At 64.1% G+C, this 20,514-nt stretch carries 17 protein-coding genes and 1 tRNA gene; 7 read left to right on the top strand and 11 right to left on the bottom strand.

What is annotated here, in order from left to right; all coding sequences use genetic code 11:
• Positions 1-25 precede the first annotated feature (25 nt).
• Positions 26-1,867 (top strand): CHASE2 domain-containing protein, encoded by a 1,842-nt coding sequence (locus AC27VQ_RS04495; RefSeq protein WP_488715563.1) that lies wholly within the window; start codon positions 26-28, stop codon positions 1,865-1,867.
• On the opposite strand, the gene AC27VQ_RS04490 is transcribed toward AC27VQ_RS04495, so the two are convergent.
• Positions 1,864-2,505 carry a FecR family protein gene (locus tag AC27VQ_RS04490; protein WP_488715383.1) on the bottom strand — a complete coding sequence of 214 codons (642 nt, stop codon included), beginning with the start codon at positions 2,503-2,505 and terminating at the stop codon, positions 1,864-1,866. The genes AC27VQ_RS04495 and AC27VQ_RS04490 overlap by 4 nt on opposite strands.
• Before the next feature lie 189 nt (positions 2,506-2,694).
• Here AC27VQ_RS04490 and AC27VQ_RS04485 point away from each other — a divergent pair, with 189 nt between their 5' ends.
• Positions 2,695-3,720, top strand: a complete 1,026-nt coding sequence (locus tag AC27VQ_RS04485; RefSeq protein ID WP_488715382.1) for a tetratricopeptide repeat protein — start codon at positions 2,695-2,697, stop codon at positions 3,718-3,720.
• Between the two features lie 158 nt (positions 3,721-3,878).
• On the opposite strand, the gene AC27VQ_RS04480 is transcribed toward AC27VQ_RS04485, so the two are convergent.
• The gene (locus AC27VQ_RS04480) at positions 3,879-4,913 is read right to left on the bottom strand and encodes a proline racemase family protein (RefSeq protein WP_488715381.1); all 1,035 of its coding nucleotides are present in this window, start codon (positions 4,911-4,913) and stop codon (positions 3,879-3,881) included.
• Positions 4,914-5,177: 264 nt separating this feature from the next.
• Between AC27VQ_RS04480 and spdA the strand changes: the two genes are divergently transcribed.
• Both spdA and AC27VQ_RS04470 read left to right on the top strand, forming a co-directional pair.
• A complete protein-coding gene (gene spdA, locus AC27VQ_RS04475; protein WP_488715380.1) occupies positions 5,178-5,984 on the top strand; it encodes a 2', 3'cyclic nucleotide phosphodiesterase SpdA in 807 nt (268 codons plus the stop codon).
• Between the two features lie 123 nt (positions 5,985-6,107).
• Positions 6,108-6,743, top strand: coding sequence for a DUF1236 domain-containing protein (locus tag AC27VQ_RS04470; protein ID WP_488715379.1), 636 nt, complete (start codon positions 6,108-6,110; stop codon positions 6,741-6,743).
• A gap of 64 nt (positions 6,744-6,807) precedes the next feature.
• Here the strand turns inward: AC27VQ_RS04470 and AC27VQ_RS04465 are convergent, their stop codons facing one another.
• The 9 genes from AC27VQ_RS04465 to AC27VQ_RS04425 all read right to left on the bottom strand — a co-directional run bounded on the left by AC27VQ_RS04465 (position 6,808) and on the right by AC27VQ_RS04425 (position 17,717).
• Entirely contained in the window at positions 6,808-8,055 is a 1,248-nt protein-coding gene (locus tag AC27VQ_RS04465; protein ID WP_488715378.1) for an alpha/beta hydrolase, read from the bottom strand.
• Positions 8,056-8,187: 132 nt separating this feature from the next.
• Positions 8,188-8,919 (bottom strand): FadR/GntR family transcriptional regulator, encoded by a 732-nt coding sequence (locus tag AC27VQ_RS04460; protein WP_488715562.1) that lies wholly within the window; start codon positions 8,917-8,919, stop codon positions 8,188-8,190.
• An 85-nt stretch (positions 8,920-9,004) separates the two neighbouring features.
• The gene (gene yjfF / locus AC27VQ_RS04455) at positions 9,005-9,973 is read right to left on the bottom strand and encodes a galactofuranose ABC transporter, permease protein YjfF (RefSeq protein ID WP_488715377.1); all 969 of its coding nucleotides are present in this window, start codon (positions 9,971-9,973) and stop codon (positions 9,005-9,007) included.
• The gene (locus AC27VQ_RS04450) at positions 9,970-10,995 is read right to left on the bottom strand and encodes an ABC transporter permease (protein WP_488715376.1); all 1,026 of its coding nucleotides are present in this window, start codon (positions 10,993-10,995) and stop codon (positions 9,970-9,972) included. The genes yjfF and AC27VQ_RS04450 overlap by 4 nt, the downstream gene beginning before the upstream one ends.
• Positions 10,992-12,509 (bottom strand): galactofuranose ABC transporter, ATP-binding protein YtfR, encoded by a 1,518-nt coding sequence (gene ytfR / locus AC27VQ_RS04445; protein ID WP_488715375.1) that lies wholly within the window; start codon positions 12,507-12,509, stop codon positions 10,992-10,994. Before ytfR ends, AC27VQ_RS04450 begins: the two co-directional genes overlap by 4 nt.
• Positions 12,510-12,660: 151 nt before the next feature.
• Entirely contained in the window at positions 12,661-13,623 is a 963-nt protein-coding gene (gene ytfQ / locus AC27VQ_RS04440) for a galactofuranose ABC transporter, galactofuranose-binding protein YtfQ (protein WP_313526350.1), read from the bottom strand.
• 219 nt (positions 13,624-13,842) lie between these two features.
• Positions 13,843-13,919, bottom strand: a tRNA-Arg gene (locus tag AC27VQ_RS04435).
• Positions 13,920-14,056: 137 nt separating this feature from the next.
• Complete coding sequence (locus AC27VQ_RS04430) at positions 14,057-15,526, bottom strand: sensor histidine kinase (RefSeq protein ID WP_488715374.1); 1,470 nt, start codon at positions 15,524-15,526, stop codon at positions 14,057-14,059.
• Between the two features lie 184 nt (positions 15,527-15,710).
• Positions 15,711-17,717, bottom strand: coding sequence for a methyl-accepting chemotaxis protein (locus AC27VQ_RS04425; RefSeq protein ID WP_313526441.1), 2,007 nt, complete (start codon positions 17,715-17,717; stop codon positions 15,711-15,713).
• Positions 17,718-18,142: 425 nt separating this feature from the next.
• On the opposite strand from AC27VQ_RS04425, the gene rpmH reads away from it, so the two are divergent.
• Genes rpmH through yidC form a run of 3 tightly spaced genes read left to right on the top strand, consistent with a single transcriptional unit; the run spans position 18,143 to position 20,505 of the window.
• Positions 18,143-18,280: a 50S ribosomal protein L34 gene (rpmH, locus tag AC27VQ_RS04420; RefSeq protein WP_083242913.1), complete on the top strand. Its 138-nt coding sequence runs from the start codon at positions 18,143-18,145 to the stop codon at positions 18,278-18,280.
• Between the two features lie 33 nt (positions 18,281-18,313).
• Positions 18,314-18,703, top strand: coding sequence for a ribonuclease P protein component (rnpA, locus tag AC27VQ_RS04415; RefSeq protein WP_488715373.1), 390 nt, complete (start codon positions 18,314-18,316; stop codon positions 18,701-18,703).
• The gene (yidC, locus tag AC27VQ_RS04410; protein ID WP_313526450.1) at positions 18,703-20,505 is read left to right on the top strand and encodes a membrane protein insertase YidC; all 1,803 of its coding nucleotides are present in this window, start codon (positions 18,703-18,705) and stop codon (positions 20,503-20,505) included. The genes rnpA and yidC overlap by 1 nt, the downstream gene beginning before the upstream one ends.
• The last annotated feature ends 9 nt before the right edge of the window (positions 20,506-20,514 follow it).

The raw sequence follows: 20,514 nt of genomic DNA, 5'->3' as shown, positions 1-20,514 counted from the left end.
CCCGGAACGGGAGCGGCCGATCATGATCGCCAAGAAATACAGACCGCTCGCCGCCGGCCTCCTCGCCAGCCTTGCCGGCGCGCTTGCCCTGTACTTCATGGGCGAAACGGCGCTGGAGCAGCAACGCGAATTCTATTTCGACGCCCTGACCCAGGCCATACCGGCGGCAAAAACCGATGAGATCGTCGTGGTCGATATCGATCGCAAGGCCTTCCAGAGCGTGCCGGGCCGCGAGTGGACGCGCAGCCAGACCGCCGCTCTCATCGACCGCCTCGCCGCCGCCAAACCCACCGCCATCGCCTTCGATTTCGTCTTCAGCACCGATTGCACGGCCGACGAACCGGCCAATGCCGCGCTCTCCGGCGCCATCGCCAAGGTGCCGACCGTGCTGGGCTTCCTAATCGGCGAGGCGACGGACGGCGCGCCGCATCCCGTGCCGGCGCTCGCCCTGCAAAAGCCGGTCACCGTGCCCGATCTCTGGTTCATCGACGGCACGGAAAGCTCCTGCCCCTTCCTGCAGGACAAGGCGATCTCAGCGTCGGCCTCCTTCCTCGTCGGCGACGAGGATGCCGTGGTGCGGCGCGTGCAGGCCTACGTGATCGTCGGCAATGCCGCCTATCCGGCGCTCGGCGTGGAGGCCGCACGGCTTGCGGCCGGTGCCCGCACGCCCATTCTCGGCGGCAATCCCGTCTGGCTGCGCCACGATGCGCGCATCCTCAGGCTCGATGAAGACGGCAGCTTACGCTTCGTTGCCAGCAACGCGGCCGCTATCGGTGCCAGAACTTTTTCCGCCGCCGATGTCGTCACGGGCAAAGTCCCACCGGACAGGATTGCCGGGAAGGTCGTGCTGATCGGCAGCAGCCTGCCCAATCTCGGCGGTTTGCGCGCCAGCGCCTCGATGCCGCTCGAGCCCTCCGTGCAGATCCATGCCGACGTCGCCAATGCCATCCTGACGGACCATATCCCGATGCGCGATCCCGGCCTTGCATCCGTCGAGGCAGGCTTTGCTTTCCTCATGGGCGCGGCGGCGGCGCTGGCGGCGACGCGGCTTCGCCCGCTCCTTGCGGCAGTTGCGGGCGTCACCCTTGTCGGTTTGGTCTTCGGCGCGTCGGTACTGCTCTACATGCGCACGGCGCTGTTGTCCGATGCGATCGGCGTCTCGCTGGTCGTTGCCACGGCAGCCCTTGTCACCGGCCTCCTGCAATTCACCCATATCCGCCGTGCGGAAGCGACGGCGCGCCAGCGCTTTGGGCAATACCTGCCGCAATCGGTCGTCTCGCGCTACATCGACAATCCGGACATGGCGCGCGTGGCCGGCGAGGAGCGGCAGGTGACGGCCCTCTTCACCGACATCGAGGGCTTTTCGGCGCTCGCACAAAAAATCGGCCCGCACGATCTCGTCAAGCTGCTCGACATCTACTTTTCGGAAGTGAACGCGCTGGTCGCGCGCCATGGAGGCATGGTCGACAAGGTGGTGGGCGACGCCGTGCACGCGCTGTTCAACGCGCCAGACGATCTCGACCGCCATGTCGACAAGGCGCTCACCTGCGCCGACGAAATCCGCAGCCTGACCGAAGAGATGCGCCGTCGCACCACTTTTCTGGAGAAGGATTTCGGACGCACGCGCATCGGCGTCGAGACGGGCATGGCGGTGCTGGGCGAAGTCGGCATCGGCGGCAAGCTCGACTATACGGCCCATGGCGACGCCGTGAACCTCGCCGCCCGCCTGCAGGATGCCAACAAATTTTTGGGCACCCAGATCTGCGTCGGCCCACGCGCCGCCAGTGAAACCAGCCGCACACTACGCGCCATCGGCAACCACGAGATTCGCGGCTTCGGCACGATGGACCTGTTTACGCTGGATTAGCGGATGCCGACGCTGGCATAGGCCTCGCGGATGCGGGCCTCGCCCCATTGGATGACGTCGCCGGGGGCCGCACCCGGTGCGCTGATCTCGACACCCTCGCCGCCGGAAACCGATCTGGTTACGCCACCGCCGGTGACCTCGACGCGGCCGTGCTCGACGAAGACGGCGAAGGGGGCCTTCCGGCTTGGCCCGGCGAAGAATTTCGTGCCGCGCACGCCGATCATGCCGAAGGCGGTGCGCATGGTGAGGTCGATCTTGGCAAGGCCCTCCGGCCGGTCGAAGACCATCTGGCCGGTGCCGAGCTCGATGATGCCGCCCTGGCCGGCGATGAAGGTGTCGATCAGAAGCTCCGTCTCGCTGCCGAGCATCAGGCTGGTATCCTCGCCGAGCGCCAGTTCGGCGAAACTGTCCTTGCCGGTTTTCACGAAGTCGTGGTCCATCAGGCTCGCGCCGGCCTTCAGGCCTTCCTGATGTTCCGCATGTTTGCGGCTGACATCGCCGGTGATCTCGACGGCCTTGCCTATGATGGTATTGGCCTGCGTGGCGCGCAGGCCGGCGCCGAGAAGCGCCAGCGTGCTGCCGGCGATGAACAGCCTGCGGCTGAGGGTGACGGGGCGGAACGTATCGAGCGTTGGCATGACACACCTTTCGCGGGACAGGATGCCCGCCTGGATGAATTGAACCCGGGCGCCGCGCTACATCCACCGTGCACACCGCCAGCAATGACTACCCTTATGCGCCGCCTCCCGTCATCCCACTGTTCCCGCGGAAACAGCCGTTTTGCACCGTTCGTCTAAGGTGCCCCCATCAACGAAGGGAGACGGATCATGAACATGCGATCCAATATGCTGAAGACGGCTGGCCGCGCCCTTTTCTTCGCGGTCCTTCTGGCCGGTGCCGATGGCGCCCGTGCCAACACCATCGATGCCAAATGCGATGCCGCCGCCGGCAGCCGCTACGACATGACCCGCAACACAACCTTCGCGCCGGTGGCGCTTGAAGACATCGAGATCGGCGCCGCGCTCTCGGCCTGCCGCGAAGCCTATAATTCCCTTCGCAGCCCCCACATGGCCTTCCAGCTGGCGCGCGCCCTGGAGCGCGCCGGCCAGGATCTCGACGCCATGAAGCTCTATGCCGAAGCAGCCGCGCTCGGCCATACGGTCGCCATGGTGAACTACGGTGCGATGCTTGGAAAACGCGGCGATCCGGCCGCCGAATTCAGCCATTACAAGAAGGCCGCCGAACTGGGCGACATGCTTGGCGCCTACAATCTCGCCGTCGCCTATCGCGATGGCATCGGCACCGAGGTGAACGGTGCGGAAGCCGTCCGCTGGTTCGACAAGGCCGCCGCCAGCGGCGACGAGACTGCCGCCTTCAATCTCGGCGTGCTGCTCGACGACGGCAGCCTCGTTGCCGAGGACAATGCACGGGCCGCCGCCTACTACAAGCTTGCCGCCGAGCGCGGCAGCATCGATGCCATGATCAATCTCGGCCTCATGCTGGAATCGGGCGAAGGTGTTGCCCAGGACCTCACCGCCGCCGCCGGCTATTTCGAGCAGGCGGCCGACAAGGGCGACAGTTTCGGCAAGCTCAAGATCGGCCTGATGCAGCAGAGCGGCACAGGCATCGTCAAGAACATCGAGCAGGCCGTGACCAGCCTCGTCGCCGCCTTCGAGATGCGCGACGTCGATCTCGAGGTCATCCTGCGCGACCAGCCGGACCAGCTGTCTGCCGATGCGCGCCTCGCCATCAAGCAGGTGCTGGCCGACCAGGACCTGATCGAGGACGCCGATACGGCGGAGATCGACCCGATCACCCTTGGCGCCATCGAAAAGCACTACGCCGCAAAGTAATATGAGAACACCTTCCCCCACCCGAAACGTCATCCTCGGCCTTGAGCCGAGGACCCACTACTGCGAGCGTTGAGCGCGCGGCGTGGATGGTCGGGTCAAGCCCGACCATGACGGAGGAGAGGTTTGGCCCGGCCGACGGAAGAAAGGTTTCGATCGGCTCAGCGAATTTCGCCGGCCTGCGGGCCCCAGGTGTCGGTCATGGCGAAACCGTCGGCCAGCGGATCGGTCGGGTCGAGCGCGATCTGGTGCAGGCCGAAGGTCCAGCCGCGGCCGGTGATGGTCGGGATGATCGCCGTGCGGCCGGCGACAACAGTCTCAGCCTCCAGACCCACCTCGAACTGCGAACCGATGATCGAGCGCGAGCGGAACGTATCGCCGACCTTGACGAGGCCGCGGGCGTGCAGCGTGGCGAGGTTCGCTGAATTGCCGGTGCCGCAGGGCGAGCGGTCGACGCGGCCGGGCCACATGGTGGTGGCGGTGCGCACGGTGCCGTCAGGGTCGCGGTCGCGGAACATGACATAGGCGATGCCGTTGATTTCCGGAATCTCTGGATGCACGACCTTCATCGACTTGTTGATGAGATCCTTCAGCGCCATGCCGGCATCGACCAGCGCGCGGGCATTGGCCTTTTCGATCTTCGTACCGATCTGATCGACATCGACCAGCGCATAGAAAATGCCGCCATAGGAGATGTCGAAACGCACGCGGCCCCAATGCGGCGTGTCGATCTCGACATCCAGCGCCTCGACGAAGGACGGCACCATGGTGAGCTTGACCTTCTCGCAGCGGCCGTCGCGGCAGGTCGCCGTCGCCTTGACCAGACCGGCAGCGGTATCGAGCACGACGACTGTTTCCGGCTCCTTCATCTCGACGATGCCGGATTCCAGGAGCGCCGTGGTGATGCAGATCGAGTTGGAGCCCGAGGAGGCATGCGCCTGGTCGGCCTGCAGGATGATGAAGCCGGCATCGGCCTCCGGGCGCTTGGCGGGCAGAAGCAGGTTCACCGAGCCGGTCGCGGCCGCGCGCGGCTCCAGGCACAGGAAGCGGCGCAGACTGTCATCGACCGTGTTGATGTAGTTGAGCTGCTCGGCGATCGTGTTGCCGGGGATTTTCGGCACGCCGCCGATCGCCACCTTGCCGATCTCACCCTCGCAATGAACGTCCAGCAGCTGGATCGTGCGCTTCCATCTCATGTCGCTATGCTCCGTTTGGCCAGCCCGCCGGCTGCTTCGCCCTTCTGATATATCAGATCGTCACGCGTTCCAACTGCTTTTCATACGACAGGTTCGCACGCTAGACTACGTCCGGTTCAGACTGAACCGGACGTAGTCTAGCTTCTTTTGTTTTCGTTTGTCCTTTCGGGAAAACCGGTTCCCACTTTTCCCTGACAACTCTACGAATGCATCCGGCGCAGTCCTCATTCTGCGCCCGAAACAGCCCCGCCGCGAGACCCTTTCATGACCAAGCTCATTGTCTTTACCGACCTGCACATGGTGCCCGAAGGCACGAAGATCATCGGCCTTGATCCCTATGACCGGCTGCTTGCCGGTATCGAACACGTCAATCGCTACCATACGGATGCCGACCGGGTCGTCTTCACCGGCGACCTGACGCACCGCGCCGACACGCTCTCCTATGAGCGCCTGCACGGCCTGCTCGCCAAACTCGTGCCGCCGGCCGCCATCACCATCGGCAACCACGATTACCGCGACCGCTTCCTGGAAACCTTCACCCATGTCCAGCCGGATGAGAACGGCTTCGTGCAGCAGGCGATCGATTTTCCCGATTGCCGTGTCGTGCTGCTCGACACGCTTTTCGCCCCGCCCTACGACTATCCTTTGAGCCATGCCGGCTATCTCTGCGAGACGCGTCTTGCCTGGCTCGACAAGACGCTGGCGAGCGCCGGCGCCCTGCCCGTCCTTCTCTTCATGCACCACCCGCCGCACAAGACGGGCTTTACCGGCATGGATGCGATCCGGCTCTCCAACGAACACGCCTTCTACGACCTGGTGCTGAAGCACGGCAATGTCCGCCATATCTTCGCCGGCCATGTGCACCGCACGATCGGCGGTTCGCATCGCGGCATTCCCTTCTCGATCTTCAAGAGCCCGGTGCATCAGCAGCCCATGCCCTTCGACGCGCCGAACGCCTCGCTTTCGGTCGACGAGCCCGCCGCCTACGGCATCGTCGTGGTGACGGAAGAAGGCCTGCAAGTGCATCACGAGGACTACGAAATCGCCAAGCTGGAATCAGAAATCGCCTGAGGCCGACGGTTACCGCGCGTTACACATCGTGATGCCCTCGCGCCGTTCCCATGGAACCGACTTGGGGGTGTCACGTTGTCTCCGCCGAAGGGGTGGGAAACCCAATCTTCGAAGGAGAAAGACATGCGTAAGTTTCTTATGGCCGGCGCCGCTCTGGCCCTCATCGGCGCCTCCGTCGCCCATGCCGACGACCGTGACAAGGAAGCCCTTGGCGGTGCTGCGATGGGTGCCGCAGGCGCGACCGCAGGTGCCGTTGTCGGCGGCCCGGTCGGTGCTGTCGTCGGCGGCGCCGTCGGCTTCGTCATCGGCGCGGAAGCGGCGGTTCCCGATGACGCCCGTGTCTATGTGATGGAAAACCCGACGCCGCCGGTCGTGCTGGATGGCCAGCTGACCGCCGATACGCGCTTCAACGATACCGTGACGCTGACGCCGATCCCCGAGCATCCGGATCTCGCCTATGTTTATGTCGACAACCGCCCGGTCATCGTGCGCTCCGACAGCCGCCAGGTGATCTACGCGCCGGAGGTCGAGACGACGGCGAGCATTTCGGGTGACATTCCCGAGGCGACCATCACCTATGTGGAACGCCACCCGGTCGAGCCCGTCGTGCTGGAAGGTCCCGTCCAGGCCGGTGCAGTGATCCCCGATACGGTACAGATCGTCGAAGTGCCGGAAAATCCGAATTACGGCTACATCTATGTCGACCAGCGCCCGGTGCTCGTCGATCGCAGCTCGCGCGAAGTGATCTGGGTCCGCTAAGCCGGACGCAGAGGAAAATCGAAAGGGCGGCTCCCTGCGGGGCCGCCCTTTTTCATTCGCCGCCCTACTGCCCGGCCGCCGTGACCGTCGTATCCTCGACCGACCGACCGAGGCGGCGCCACTGGTCGTCGTAGTTCTTGCGCGTGACCGGATCGAAGACGGCGATCGGCGTGGAGACGACGATGCTCGCCGCGCTACCGACCGTCTCGGCCGTGCCCAGCGCCACCGCGCCGAGGCGGTCGCCGAAGCCCACTTCGGAATCCGTCACCGTCTGGCCGTCGATCAGCCGGTTGCCGATGAGGCGCACGACCTCGGGGCTTTCGGCGAATTTGCCGTGATTGAGGCTGTCGCCGGATTTCAGCGCCGTCAGGTCGAGCACCGTGATGCCCTGCTTTTCCAGCATGGAGCGATAGGGTTCCTGCGACGGATCGATCTGGCCAAGCCTGTCGACATTGCCGGAAATGCGGCGCGACAGCGTCAGCGCCCGGTCGTCGCGCGAGACGAACAGCGTGAATTGCGGACGCTCCTTGCCGAGCGCGCGCAGCTGCTGGCCAAAGACGTCGACGTCGAGATCGGGCGAGGCAAGAATGACCTGCTGGATTTTCTTGGGTACGCGCCCATTGCGGATTGCCATCTGGCGCAGCGTCTCGACGGCCAGCCACGTGCCCATGGAATGGGCCATGATGGTGATTTCGCCGACCTTCGGCGAAGCGACCGCAGCACTCAGCAGTTCTTCCAGCGCATCGCGCGAATAGTTGGTGCTTTCCTTGTCGTAGGAATAATCGAAGATGCTGGCGCGCGATGGCCAGGTGAAGATGATCGGAGCCGCATCCGTCTTGGAATCATGCACGATCTGCGCAAAGCGATAGACGGCATCCTCGTAGCGGTTGTTGAAGCCGTGCACGAAGATCAGCACACGTCGGCTTTTCGGCAGGTTGCGGTCGAGCCAGGCGCTACCGGCCTTCTCCTTGTCGATCGTCTTCACGCTGACGGTCGAAAAATCCTTCAGCGGATCGGCCGGCAGTTTCTTCGGCCATTGCACCTGGCCGACCTTGCGCTTGTCATCCGGCGGAATGGAGATTGCGATGTCGCGCAGCTGGAGATCCGAGCCCCGCTCGCCGGAAAACAGCACGCCCGGCTGCTCGGACGGCGCGCGCGTGGTCGCGACGAGGAGATCGACGGTCGAAACACCCGGCGGCGTCTCGCCGCTCGGCACCAGCACGCCCTCGGGCCGGCCGGCACAGCCTGCCAGCAAAAAGACCCCGGCGACAATCACGCGACGCAATACGCGCGGCATTTCGCGGTGCATCATGTCCCGCTTCCTTCCGCTTCCAAAGTTTCGCCGGTGCGGCGCACCGATGGCCCTGCTTAGCGGAGTGGCGCGCGGTTTAGAAGAGAAGCCGAGGGGTTGGGCCATCGACGACGCCACGGCGTGGCATATCGGTCACGCCGGTCCGGCGGGTCGGTTGCCCAGCGCATCCGTGATGCGGGCGCGGCCCACGCGAATGACGTTTTCCATGGCTCGGCGTGCACCATCCTCGTCGCGGCGGCGGATTTCCTCGACGATGCGCATGTGGTTTGCCGCGACATCGCCGATCTTGATGCGGTCGGAAGCCGGCGAACTGAGCTTGAAGACGCCGGCCAGCGCCGCCTCGATCAGGCTGCCGACGGTGCGCATGAAGGGGTTTCGCGCGGCGTCCATCACTGCGAGATGGAAGCGCAGGTCCGCCAGCGCCAGCGTCTCCGGCGTGTGCTCGGGATCACCCATGGCGACGGCGAGCAGCATCATCTGGTTGATATCGGCCTCCGTCGCGTGGCGCGCGGCAAGGGCTGCGGCCTGCGGCTCGAAGCCGAGGCGGATTTCGCTGAGGTGGATCAGGAAGACATCATCGACGCCGACGGCGAAGTGCCAGGTGAGGATATCGCTGTCGAAGAGGTTCCATTGGTCCTTCGGCGTCACCCGCGTGCCGATGCGGGCGCGCGGCACGACGAGGCCCTTGGCGGCGAGCGTCTTCATCGCCTCGCGGATGACGGTGCGGGACACGCCGAAGCGCGCCTCCATCTCCGCATCGCCCGGCAGGGTCGAACCCACCGGAAACTCGCCGGCGATGATCGCCCTTCCGAGCTCGCCCACCACCTGCGAGTGGCTGGTGCGCGCCACCGCTCCCTTCATCATGGTTTCGAGCAGACCTGTTTTCCGCACCGCTTCGCCCTCCGTCTAGGAACAGAGAGGGCGAACGGGAGGCGGCGTGCGCAGGAAATCAGGCATGCCGCCTCCGCCGGTCGGTGACGTGGATCAGCCCCTTTTGCAACAGGATGAAGGCGAAGAGCAGCAGGCCAATCAGGATCTTCGTCCACCAGCTCGACAGCGAGCCATCGAAGGTGATGTAGGTCTGGATGAGGCCCTGGATAAGGATGCCGACCAGCGTGCCCGCGATAAAGCCGGAGCCTCCCGTGAGCAGCGTACCGCCGATGACGACGGCGGCGATGGCATCGAGTTCCACGCCCACCGTCGCCAGCGAATAGCCGGCCGAGGTGTAGAGCGAAAAGACGATGCCCGAGAGGCCGGCGAGGAAGCCGGACAGCGCATAGATTCCAATCGTCGTGCGCCCGATCGGCACACCCATCAGCCGCGCCGTCGGCGCACCGCCGCCGAGTGCATAGACATTGGCGCCGAAGCGGGTGCGGTGGGCAATCAGGATGCCGAGCGCGAAGACCAGCAGCATCAGCCCCCCGATCAGCGTGATGCGCCCGCCACCGGGCAGCTTGTAATAGAGGCTCTTCAGCGTGGCGTAGAACGGGTGCTTGATCGGGATCGAATCGATCGACAGCACGAAGGCCATGCCGCGCGCCAAAAACATGCCGGCGAGCGTGACGATGAAGGGCGGCATTTCCAGGTGGTGGATGATCGCCCCCATCAGTGCGCCGAAGGCCGTGGTGATGGCGAGCGCCAGCACGAAAGCGACGAGCGGGTGGATCGACGTCGCCTGTAGCAGCACGGCGAGGAAGACGCCGGTAAAAGCAATGACCGCGCCGATCGAGAGATCGATGCCGCCCGACAGGATGACGAAGGTCATGCCGACAGCGGCGATGCCGAGGAAGGCATTGTCCGTCAGCAGGTTGCCGATGACGCGCGTCGACAGCATGTTGGGATATTGCGCGATGCAGACGGCATAGGCGATCAGGAATATCGCAATCGTCGCGGTGAGCGGAAGGTAACGCGGGTTCATTTCGCCTCCCCGGCCGTCTTCTTGTCCGATGCGCGGGCACGGGAAAGGAAGACGAAAGCCGACTGCGCACGCGGCGACTGGATGACGAGGATCAGCACGATGATCGCCGCCTTGATGATGAGGTTGAATTCCGGCGGGAAGCCCGAGAGCAGGATGCCGGTATTGACCGACTGGATGATCAGCGCGCCGATGAGCGAGGCGGCAATCGAGAAGCGCCCGCCGAGCAGCGACGTACCGCCGACGACGACCGCGAGAATCGCATCGAGTTCCAGCCATAGGCCGGCATTGTTGGCATCCGCGCCGCGGATGTCGGCGGCGGCGATGATGCCGGCAAGCGCCGCGCAAAGGCCCGAGAGCACATAGGCCGCTATCAGCAGCACGCCCGTCGAGACGCCCGAGAGCATGGAGGCGCGGCGGTTGACGCCAAGCGCCTCGATCAGCATGCCGAGCGCCGTGCGCCGCACCAGCAGCGCCACCAGCAGCCCGAAGGCGAGCCAGATGACGACGGGCATGGGCAGGCCGAACAGCGAACCGCTGCCGATGAAGATCAGCCCGGCATCGTTGAAGGTGAGGATGGCACCCTCGGTGATCAGCTGCGCGATGCCGCGTCCGGCGACCATCAGCACGAGCGTGGCGATGATCGGCTGGATATCGAGCACGGCGACGAGGATGCCGTTCCACAGGCCGCAGAGAATGCCGGTGCCGAGCGTGATCAGCAGCGTCATGGCGAGCGAATGGCCTGATGTGATGGCCGCCGCCGCCACCGCCCCGCAGATCGCCATGACGGCGCCGACGGAGAGGTCGATGCCCTTTGTGGCGATGACGACCGTCATGCCGATGGCAAGGAGCGCCACGGGCGCGCCACGGTTCAGGATATCGATCACGCTGCCGTAAAGACGGCCGTTCTGCATTTCCAGCCGGAAGAAGCCGGGAAAGGCGATGGAGACCATCAACAGGATGACGGCAAGTGCTGCGACCTGCGGAAAGAGCCTGACCGCATAGGCCTTGAGTGTCTTGCTCATGCGTCCGTCCTCCCGGCCGAGGCGGCGATCGCCTCGACGATGCCATCGGTCGTCACCTGGTGGCCCATGAGTTCGGCGACATGCGCCCGGTCGCGCAGCACGATGACGCGACTCGAATAGGCGACGAGTTCTTCCAGTTCGGACGAGATCACGATCAGCGACATGCCTTTCTTGCAGAGCTCCTCGATGAGGCGGATGATTTCCGCATGCGCCCCGACATCGATGCCGCGCGTGGGTTCGTCGAGGATCAGGAAATCCGGATTGGTGGCAAGCCAGCGCGCCAGGATCGCCTTCTGCTGGTTGCCGCCCGACAAGAGCTTGATCGGCTTCTCCCGGTCGCTCGTGCGAATATCGAGCGCCTTGATGTAGTCGTCGGCGAGCCGGTCCTGCTCGCCGCGGCTGATCGGTCGCGCCCAGCCGCGCCTTGCCTGCAAGGCGAGCGCGATGTTCTCGCGCACAGAGAGATCTCCGATGATGCCGTCGATCTTGCGATCCTCGGGGCAGAAGCCGAATTTTTCGCGAATGGCGGATCGCGGTGAGGAGAGGTCGAGCGTGCGGCCATCGGCCTCCACCGTGCCGCTGTCGGCCCGCTCGGCACCGAACATAATCTCCGCCGTCTCGGTGCGCCCCGAGCCGAGCAGACCGGCAATACCGACCACCTCGCCCCTGCGCACATCGAGATCGAAGGCCTGGATGTGGCCCTTGCGGCCGAAATTGCGAAAGCGGAAACGGACCTCGCCGCCCTCGCCCTTCGCGCCATGCTCCGCCGCCACCTCCTGCACCAGCTCGCGGCCGAGCATCATGGCGATGAGATCGCGGCGCGGCAGGTCCGCCGTGACGCGCGTGCCGACGAGTTTTCCGTTGCGCAGCACGGTGATGCGGTCGGAGATGTCGTAGACCTGCTCGAGGAAGTGGGTGATGAAGATGATGCCTAGGCCGCGCTCCTTGAGGCGGCGCACGATGCGAAACAGCATCGCCACCTCATGTGCGTCGAGGCTGGCCGTCGGTTCATCGAGGATCAGCACCTTGCCGGAGAGATCGACGGCACGGGCAATGGCGATGACCTGCTGCACCGCCACCGAATAGGCGGCAAGCTCGGCGGTCACGTCGATATCGAGATCGTATTCGGCGAGCAGCGTCCGCGCGCGTCGGTTCATTTCGCGGCTGTCGATAAAGCCGAAGCGCTTCGGCTGGCGGCCGAGGAAGAGGTTTTCGGCGACCGTGAGGTTCGGCAGGAGGTTGACCTCCTGATAGACCGTGCCGATGCCGAGATTCTGGGCTTCCAGCGTGCTCTGCGGATCGACATCCGCGCCATCGAGCAGGATGCGCCCGCCATCGCGGCGATAGGCGCCGGTCAGGCATTTGACGAGCGTCGACTTGCCCGCGCCGTTTTCGCCGAGCAGCGCATGCACCTCACCGCGCTGCAGCGAAAAATCGACGCCGTCGAGCGCCCGGGCACCGGGAAAGATCTTGTCGATCGCCGTTGCCGAAAGAATGAAGGTACTCGCCTGCATGATCCCACCCGTGTGACGTCTGCCGCCCGCCGTCCCAAGGGGAGACGGCAGGCGAGCCGGCCGATCCGGCGAGAAACCGTGTCAGCCGAATGCTAGGGGGAAGATGCCCCGCGTCAAGTTAGGAGCTGGACGCGGAGCTCCCGGGAGGAGATCAGTAGCCGAGGCCCTTCTTCTCCTCGTAGACCTTCTGCGGATCGTCAGCCTGGGTGTAGAGCTTCGATTCCGTCTGGATCCACTTCGGCGGCTCCTTGCCGTCCTTGAGGAAGGCGTCGAGCGCGTCGAGCGCGGGGCCTGCCATGTTCGGCGTCAGCTCCACGGTGGCGTTGGCTTCGCCGGCCGCCATGGCCTGGAAGATATCCGGAACGGCGTCGATGGAGACGACGAGGATATCCTTGCCCGGCTTCAGGCCGGCTTCCTTGATCGCCTGGATGGCGCCGACGGCCATGTCGTCGTTATGGGCGTAGAGCGCGCAGATGTTCTTGCCGCCGTCTTCCGCCTTCAGGAAGCTTTCCATGACTTCCTTGCCCTTGGTGCGGGTGAAGTCGCCGGTCTGGCTGCGGATGATCTTCAGGTTGTCCTTGCCGGCGAGCGCTTCCTCAAAACCCTTCTTGCGGTCGATGGCCGGCGACGAACCCGTCGTGCCCTGCAATTCGACGACGTTGCACGGCTTGCCGGCAACGGTATCGACCAGCCACTTGCCGGCGACATTGCCTTCATGGACGAGGTCGGAGGTGACGGCCGTCAGGTAAAGGTCCTTCGAGGCATCGACCGTGCGGTCGAGCAGGATGACCGGGATTTCCGCGTCCTTGGCTTCCTGCAGCACTTCATCCCAGCCCGTAGCGACGACGGGGGCGATCAGAATGGCATTGACGCCCTGCGCGATGAACGAACGCAGCGCCTTGATCTGGTTTTCCTGCTTCTGCTGCGCATCGGCGAATTTCAGGTCGATGCCGCGCTTTTCAGCCTGCTGCTTGGTGAGCGTGGTTTCGGCCGCACGCCAGCCGGATTCCGAACCGATCTGCGAAAAGCCGATCGTCAGGTCGGCGGCGGATGCGGCGCTGAACATCGAGGCAGCAAGGATCGTGGCACTTGCGAGTGCGATTTTGAATTTCATGATGTCCTCCCAAAGAAAGCTGCTCCTCAGCAGCCCGTGTAAAACATCATATTGTATTACTATTGTAAACGGCCAAAAGTTGCCGATTGCGATTTTTTTGATCGCATCACGGGAGCGTGGATTTCAAGGGGAAAGGAGAAACGCAAAAAAGCGCCGAAACGGCGCACCAGCAACCTGCTCAAGCAGAACGCAATCAACCAGATCGTTCAGGACGAGAAATGGCGCACCCGAAGAGATTCGAACTCCTGACCCCCAGATTCGTAGTCTGGTGCTCTATCCAGCTGAGCTACGGGTGCGCTGACAGCGGGGCGTTTGGTGCCCGTCTGTGAGGCGGTTCACTAAAGGGTACTCCGGGTTATTGCAAGCGTCTTTCTCAGAAAAAATACACTTTTTTCATCGCGCCGTCATATCCGGCCAGCAAAGCCCCGATAAATCAGGCGCGGTGACGGAAGGCGTCGAGGGGGACGGGGCGGTCGGGCAGCTCGATGCGGAAGAGCGTGCCGGGGGTCGCCTTTTCAACGAGCGCGATCGTGCCGCCATGGGCGAGCACCAGCTCGCGGGCGATGGCGAGGCCAAGACCGGTGCCGCCGGAGCGCACGGAGCCGCGGAAGGCGGCGAAGAGATTTTCGCGCGCTTTGGCAGGCATGCCGGGGCCGTTGTCGTCGATGGCGATGGAAACGACAGCACCGGTGCGCAGGCCCGTCACCACGACGGCCCGCGGCTCGGCGCCGATATCCTGCGCCAGCGCCTCTACGGCGTTGCGGCAGAGATTGTGGATGACACGGAAGAGCTGCTCGCTATCGGCATCGACCTCCAGGGCCTGTTCGATCTGCACCACGAAAGCGATATCGCCGCGCGTATCGAGCGCCAGCACTTCGGAGACCTCCTGCACGAGAGGGCGCAGCGCCACGAAGCGGCGGCGCGGCTCCGGCTCGCGCATGCGGCCATAGGAGAGCACTTCGTTCGTATAGCCCACTGCCCGGTCGATGCTGCGCAGCAGTTTTGGCGCGACGCGCTTGACGACAGGGTCGTCCACGTCGGAGAGGCGGTCGGACATCAGCTGCGCCGACGCCAGGATGTTGCGCATGTCGTGGTTGATCTTCGACACGGCTAGGCCGAGATCGGCGAGGTTCTTCTGTTCCTTCAGCGTGCGTTGCAGCGTCTGCTGCATGGCGGCCAGGTGGATGCCGGCGACGGCGATCTCGTCGCGGCCGCCTGACGGCACCAGCACGCGCGCCGGATTGGCGGGATCGGCGGTGAAGGCCTGGATGTTTTCCGTCATCCGGCGCACCGGGCGGATCAGCAGGCGGTTGAGCGCGAAGAAGATCGGGCTTGCCGTGACCAGCGAGATGATCATCGAGAGGATGAACACATTGCGCGCATAGGTGAGCATGGCGCGGCGCAGCTTCTGCTCGTCAAGCAGAAGCTCGATGCGCGTGCTCGTCTCGCCGACCGGGCCATAGACGCGGATGACGCGCTTGCCGCCGAAAAGCAGCGTGTCGAAGGCGTCGTAGATCGCGGTGGGCAGCGAGACGTCGGAAAGGTCGTATTGCGCGTCGATGCTCGGCGGCATGTCGAGCGCGGCCACCATGCGCGAGGCATCCGCCTTCTTGAGCACGATCGCCTTGGCGCCGGTCGCCATCAGCGTTTCCTGCTGCACGGAGCGCGGCAGCTCCTGGTCCGGCAGGCCCTCGATGACGACGCTGGCGGCGGCCGCCGTGTTCAGCCGGTCGCGCAGCCATTGCAGGCGCATGTTGGCGACCGAGGGGGCGAAGATCAGCACCTCGGCGATCATCACGAAGGCGGCGGTGAGCAGCAGCAGCCTGCCGGACAGGCCGGACAGATATCCGGCCGCCGGCACCGGCGTCCCGGTCAAGGACGCGGATGCGTCTCTATCCATCATGTCTCGACTCCCGGCGGCACAGTGCTCGGCAAATGGCAGCGGGCCGGAAGCGCATCCCTGCGCCACCCGCCCTGCCAATGCGGTAATTATAAGAGATTGCGGCGATTTTTCCAACGCCGGTTCAAAATGCAAAACGCGGCGGTGTCGCCACCGCCGCGTTGCACTTCGAACGATCCCGAGAGGATCAGAACTCTTCCCAGTTTTCCTGGGCGACGGCGGCCGTTGCCACGGCACGGTTGCCGCCGAAGGCACGGGCAACATTGCCCATCATGCGGCGGGCCGGCGATTCGACCGGGCGGCTCTCGGCGCGGGCGGGTGCCACATATTGAGCGGCATCACCGGTGCGGAAGCGGGCGACGAGATCGGCCAGGCTGTCGGCCTCGCCCTTCAGCTTGTGCGTCGCAGCCGAGGTTTCCTCGACCATCGCGGCATTGTGCTGTGTCACCTGGTCCATCTGGTTGATGGCGGTGCTGATTTCCTGCAGGCCGGTCGCCTGTTCGCGGGCGGCGGTGGCGATGGCATGGATACGGTCGTTGATGGTGACGACGCGGCTCTCGATGTCGGAGAGGGCCGCGCCCGTCTCCTGCACATATTTCACGCCGACGGCCACTTCGCTGCCCGACTTGGTGATCAGGCCCTTGATGTCCTTGGCGGCGCTGGCGGCGCGCTGGGCGAGTTCGCGCACTTCCTGTGCGACGACCGCGAAGCCCTTGCCGGCTTCACCCGCACGGGCGGCCTCGACGCCGGCATTCAGCGCGAGAAGGTTGGTCTGGAAGGCGATCTCGTCGATGACCGAGATGATCTGGCTGATCTCGCTGGAGGCCTGCTCGATGCGGCCCATGGCGTCGATGGCGTTGCGGACGATGGCGCCGGACTGCTTGGCACTCTGCGTCGCCTCGCCGACCATGGAGGTCGCCTCGTTGGCCCGCTCCGTCGAATTCTTGACGGCGGCGGTGATCTCTTCGAGCGCGGCGGAGGTTTCCTCCAGCGCGGCGGCCTGCTGCTCTGTGCGCTTGGACAGATCGTCCGAGGCGCTGCGCAGTTCGCCGGAATTGGCATTGATGGCATCCGTCGAGCCGCGCACTTCGCGCATGGTGCGCTGGAGGGTGGCGAGCGTCGCGTTGACGTTCTGCTGAAGCTCGGCGAAGGCGCCACGGAACGCGCCGTTCATGGTCTGCGTCAGGTCGCCGTCGGCCAGCGAGCCGATGACGCGGCGGGTTTCGGCAATGCCCTCCTCGACGCCGCCGACCAGTTCGTTGACCGAGCGGGCGAAGCGGTTGAGGTCCTCGTTGTGATAATCCTTGCTGATGCGCGAGGAGAAGTCGCCGGCGGCGGCCGCATGCACGACGGTCGCGATGGAGGACTGGAGGTCCGCGCTCTTTTCGCGCAGCACCTGTTCCTGGGCGTTGAGGTCGCGCACGGTGATGGCGTTCTGGCGGAAGACGGCTACGGCCGCAGCCATTTCGCCGATCTCGTCCTGGCGGCCGGCATAGGGCACTTCCGTCTCGAGATCGCCGCCGGCAAGCCGGTTCATCGTGTCGGTGACCTTCTGGATCGGGCGGCTGAGTTCGTTGGTCGCGATATAGAAGGCGATGCCGCCACCCAGCACAAGGCCGGCGCCAACCGTGCCGAGCACGAGCGTCAGCATCAGGGTCTCGAACGAGGCGATGTCATCCTTAATGGTCGTCAGGTTCTCGTTGTCCGTCTGAACGACGGCGTCGATCTCCTTCTGGAAGGCCTTGCGGTTGGCGCGGTTCAGCTCATTGTTGCCCTGCTCGTTGGCAGCGGCGATCGATTCTGTCGTGCCGAGGCGGGCCGTTTCCATGCGGAAGGTGCGGAATTCGGCGGCGCGCGAAACCACGGCGTCGAAGGCGGCCTTCTGCGCGTCGGGAACGAGCGGCTGCCATTCCTTGAGCGTCGCATCGATCCCGTCGAGTTCCTTGGCGATGCCTTCGGCGAATTTCTTGGCGCCGTCGGTATCCTTGGCGGCATAGACGCCACGCGCTTCCATGACGACGGCGGTGACCTGACGGTTCAGGTGCTCGCCGAGGAAGGCGCGGTCGGCGGCGTTCTCGTATTGATGCAGCTTTTCACTGTATTCCGAGACCACATGAACGGCGATGGCGCCGATGAGGACGGAAATGAAGCCCATCACGCCCACGATGAGATAAATCTTGCCGCGTATCTTCACGTCACACTCCAAAGGCACAAGCAACCACCAGGAAAACGACTTGGCCGCCTTCCCCCATGGACAGGACGGTAAACGCTAAAGGTTAATTAGATTTTGATACAACCGCCCGAATAGCAGGCATTTAAGTCCCGCCTGAAATTGCTAATGTAAAAAATATTGAGGAAAATCAGGAATAAAGACTGACGTAACGTTAGCTGAAAGTGACAAAAGGCAAGCAATACGCAACCGCAGATGGCCGCGATCTTAACAAATGTGACACGCGGAGCTGCGTCAAAGCCGCAATTGACTTTTGATCGTCTTTGCCCTTATAAGCCGCGCACGTCCGGACAGCCTGGCTTCCCGCGAGGGCAAGCCTATGTCGGACTTTCAACGCTGATTGCGTAAAGCAAAACCCAAGAAGGGCCGCACACCGCGGTATTAAATAAATGACGAAGCGTACCTACCAACCTTCCAAGCTTGTTCGCAAGCGTCGTCACGGCTTCCGCGCCCGCATGGCTACCAAGGGCGGCCGCAAGGTCCTGTCCGCACGCCGTGCACGCGGCCGCGCGAGCCTCTCGGCCTAAGGCCGTGTCTGCCCGAACAGAGGCGACGGGCATATGACGAAAAAAGTTAGACAATCTGCTGTCGGACGGCTGAAAAGCCGTCCGCAATTTCTTTCTGTGCGCGAGGGCGAGAAGCGCAAGGGACCGCTGTTCCTTCTCGAAGTGCGCGACCGGCAGATGCCGGACGAACCGCCCCGCGTCGGCTTCACCGTTACCAAGAAGCACGGCAATGCCGTGGAACGCAATCGCATGCGCCGGCGCCTGAAAGAGGCGGTGCGGCTATCGGCCGGGTTTGCAATGGAGCCCGGACACGACTATGTGGTTGTCGCCAGAAGGGATGTGCTCGGCGCGTCCTTCGAAACCTTGCAGGCCGGTCTGAAGGACCGGATCGCGACGCGGCAGAAACAAAAGCAGCAGCGCCCTGCTGCTCCCGGGAAAGAGTGATGGAAAACAACCGCAATTATTTCGTGGCGATCGCACTGTCCGTGCTGATCCTCGTCGCGTGGCAGTTCCTCTATGTGAACCCAAAGCTGGACAAGGACCGCGCCGCGCTCGAAGCGCAGCAGGCCACCCAGAAGCAGCAGACGACGACGGCTGCCGACGGCACCGCAACGACGACGACCGCGACCAACGGCACCCTGCCGGGCGGCGCGGCCACGGGCACGACGACCGAGACGCGCGATGCCGCGATCGCCAAGTCCGCCCGCGTCGAGATCGACACGCCCTCGCTCGCCGGCTCGATCAGCCTGACCGGCGCCCGCTTCGACGACCTGAAGCTCAAGGAATTCCACGAGACCGTCGACAAGACCAGCCCGATCATCACGCTTTTGAGCCCGGCCGAGACCGAACATGGCTACTTCGCCGAAGTCGGCTATGTCGGCAGCGACGCGACGGGCACCGTTCCCGGCCCGCAGACCGTCTGGACGCAGGACGGCACCGGCAAGCTGACGCAGACGACCCCCGTGAAGCTCACCTTCACCAATGACAAGGGCGTCGTCTTCACCCGCACCATCTCGGTCGACGAACATTACATGTTCACCATCGACGACAGCATCGAGAACCGCACGGATGCGGCGATCGCGCTCTCGCCGTACGGCCGCACGACGCGCTTCTTCAAGCCTTCGACGCCCTCGGTCTACGTGCTGCACGAAGGCTTCATCGGCGTGCTCGGCGATCTCGGCCTGCACGAGGTGAAGTACAAGACGACCGAGGACGACACGACGGTTGCGCCCGGCAAGGCGACCGGCGGCTGGCTCGGCATCACCGACAAGTACTGGGCGACCGCGCTCGTGCCCCCGCAGGCCACGCCCTACGAGACGCGCTTTTCCTACTTCACGGATGGCCGCCCGCGCTACCAGGCGGACTACCGCCAGGACGATATCACCATCGCGCCCGGCCAGAAGACCGACGTCAAGAACCTGTTCTTCGGCGGCGCCAAGGAAGTGCCCGTCATCGACGGCTACAAGACGTCCCTTTCGATCCCGCATTTCGACCTGATGATCGACTGGGGCTGGTTCTGGTTCTTCACCAAGCCGATGTTCCAGCTGATGGACTTCTTCTTCCGCTATTTCGGCAATTTCGGCATCGCAATCCTGATCACCACGATCGTCGTGAAGGGCCTGTTCTTCCCGCTCGCCAGCAAGCAGTACGCTTCCATGGCGAACATGAAGAAGATGCAGCCGAAGATGGAAGAGCTGAAGGCCAAGCACGGCGACGACCGCATGGCGCTGCAGCAGGCCACGATGCAGCTCTACAAGGAAGAGAAGATCAACCCGCTGGCCGGCTGCTGGCCGATCCTTCTGCAGATCCCGGTGTTCTTCGCGCTCTACAAGGTGATCTACGTCACCATCGAAATGCGCCATGCCCCGTTCTTCGGCTGGATCCACGACCTCTCCGCGCCCGATCCGACGTCGCTGTTCAACCTCTTCGGCCTTCTGCCCTACGACGTGCCGCACTTCCTGATGATCGGCGTGTGGCCGCTCATCATGGGTGTCACCATGTTCCTGCAGATGCGCATGAACCCGACGCCGCCGGATCCGACCCAGGCGATGATCTTCACCTGGATGCCGCTGATCTTCACCTTCATGCTGGCGACATTCCCGGCCGGCCTCGTGATCTACTGGGCCTGGAACAACACGCTCTCGATCATCCAGCAGGCGATCATCATGAAGCGTCACGGCGTGAAGATCGAACTCTTCGACAACATCAAGGGATTGTTCGGCAAAAAAGCCAAACCATCGTCCTGACGGTTTCAG

This window comes from Shinella sp. 20P9.1.1 (assembly GCF_057798995.1).
This window is presented reverse-complemented; position numbering and strand designations above follow the sequence as displayed.

Bases quoted from the DNA above. Each gene is read 5' to 3' on its own strand.
- AC27VQ_RS04460 (WP_488715562.1), bottom strand. From the start codon at position 8,919: ATGATGAAGGGAGCGGTGGCGCGCACCAGCCACTCGCAGGTGGTGGGC.
- ytfR (WP_488715375.1), bottom strand. From the start codon at position 12,509: ATGCAGGCGAGTACCTTCATTCTTTCGGCAACGGCGATCGACAAGATC.
- AC27VQ_RS04470 (WP_488715379.1), top strand. From the start codon at position 6,108: ATGCGTAAGTTTCTTATGGCCGGCGCCGCTCTGGCCCTCATCGGCGCC.
- AC27VQ_RS04430 (WP_488715374.1), bottom strand. From the start codon at position 15,526: ATGATGGATAGAGACGCATCCGCGTCCTTGACCGGGACGCCGGTGCCG.
- yidC (WP_313526450.1), top strand. From the start codon at position 18,703: ATGGAAAACAACCGCAATTATTTCGTGGCGATCGCACTGTCCGTGCTG.
- rnpA (WP_488715373.1), top strand. From the start codon at position 18,314: ATGACGAAAAAAGTTAGACAATCTGCTGTCGGACGGCTGAAAAGCCGT.
- AC27VQ_RS04490 (WP_488715383.1), bottom strand. From the start codon at position 2,505: ATGCCAACGCTCGATACGTTCCGCCCCGTCACCCTCAGCCGCAGGCTG.
- AC27VQ_RS04480 (WP_488715381.1), bottom strand. From the start codon at position 4,913: ATGAGATGGAAGCGCACGATCCAGCTGCTGGACGTTCATTGCGAGGGT.
- AC27VQ_RS04485 (WP_488715382.1), top strand. From the start codon at position 2,695: ATGAACATGCGATCCAATATGCTGAAGACGGCTGGCCGCGCCCTTTTC.
- AC27VQ_RS04450 (WP_488715376.1), bottom strand. From the start codon at position 10,995: ATGAGCAAGACACTCAAGGCCTATGCGGTCAGGCTCTTTCCGCAGGTC.
- rpmH (WP_083242913.1), top strand. From the start codon at position 18,143: ATGACGAAGCGTACCTACCAACCTTCCAAGCTTGTTCGCAAGCGTCGT.
- spdA (WP_488715380.1), top strand. From the start codon at position 5,178: ATGACCAAGCTCATTGTCTTTACCGACCTGCACATGGTGCCCGAAGGC.
- ytfQ (WP_313526350.1), bottom strand. From the start codon at position 13,623: ATGAAATTCAAAATCGCACTCGCAAGTGCCACGATCCTTGCTGCCTCG.
- yjfF (WP_488715377.1), bottom strand. From the start codon at position 9,973: ATGAACCCGCGTTACCTTCCGCTCACCGCGACGATTGCGATATTCCTG.
- AC27VQ_RS04465 (WP_488715378.1), bottom strand. From the start codon at position 8,055: ATGATGCACCGCGAAATGCCGCGCGTATTGCGTCGCGTGATTGTCGCC.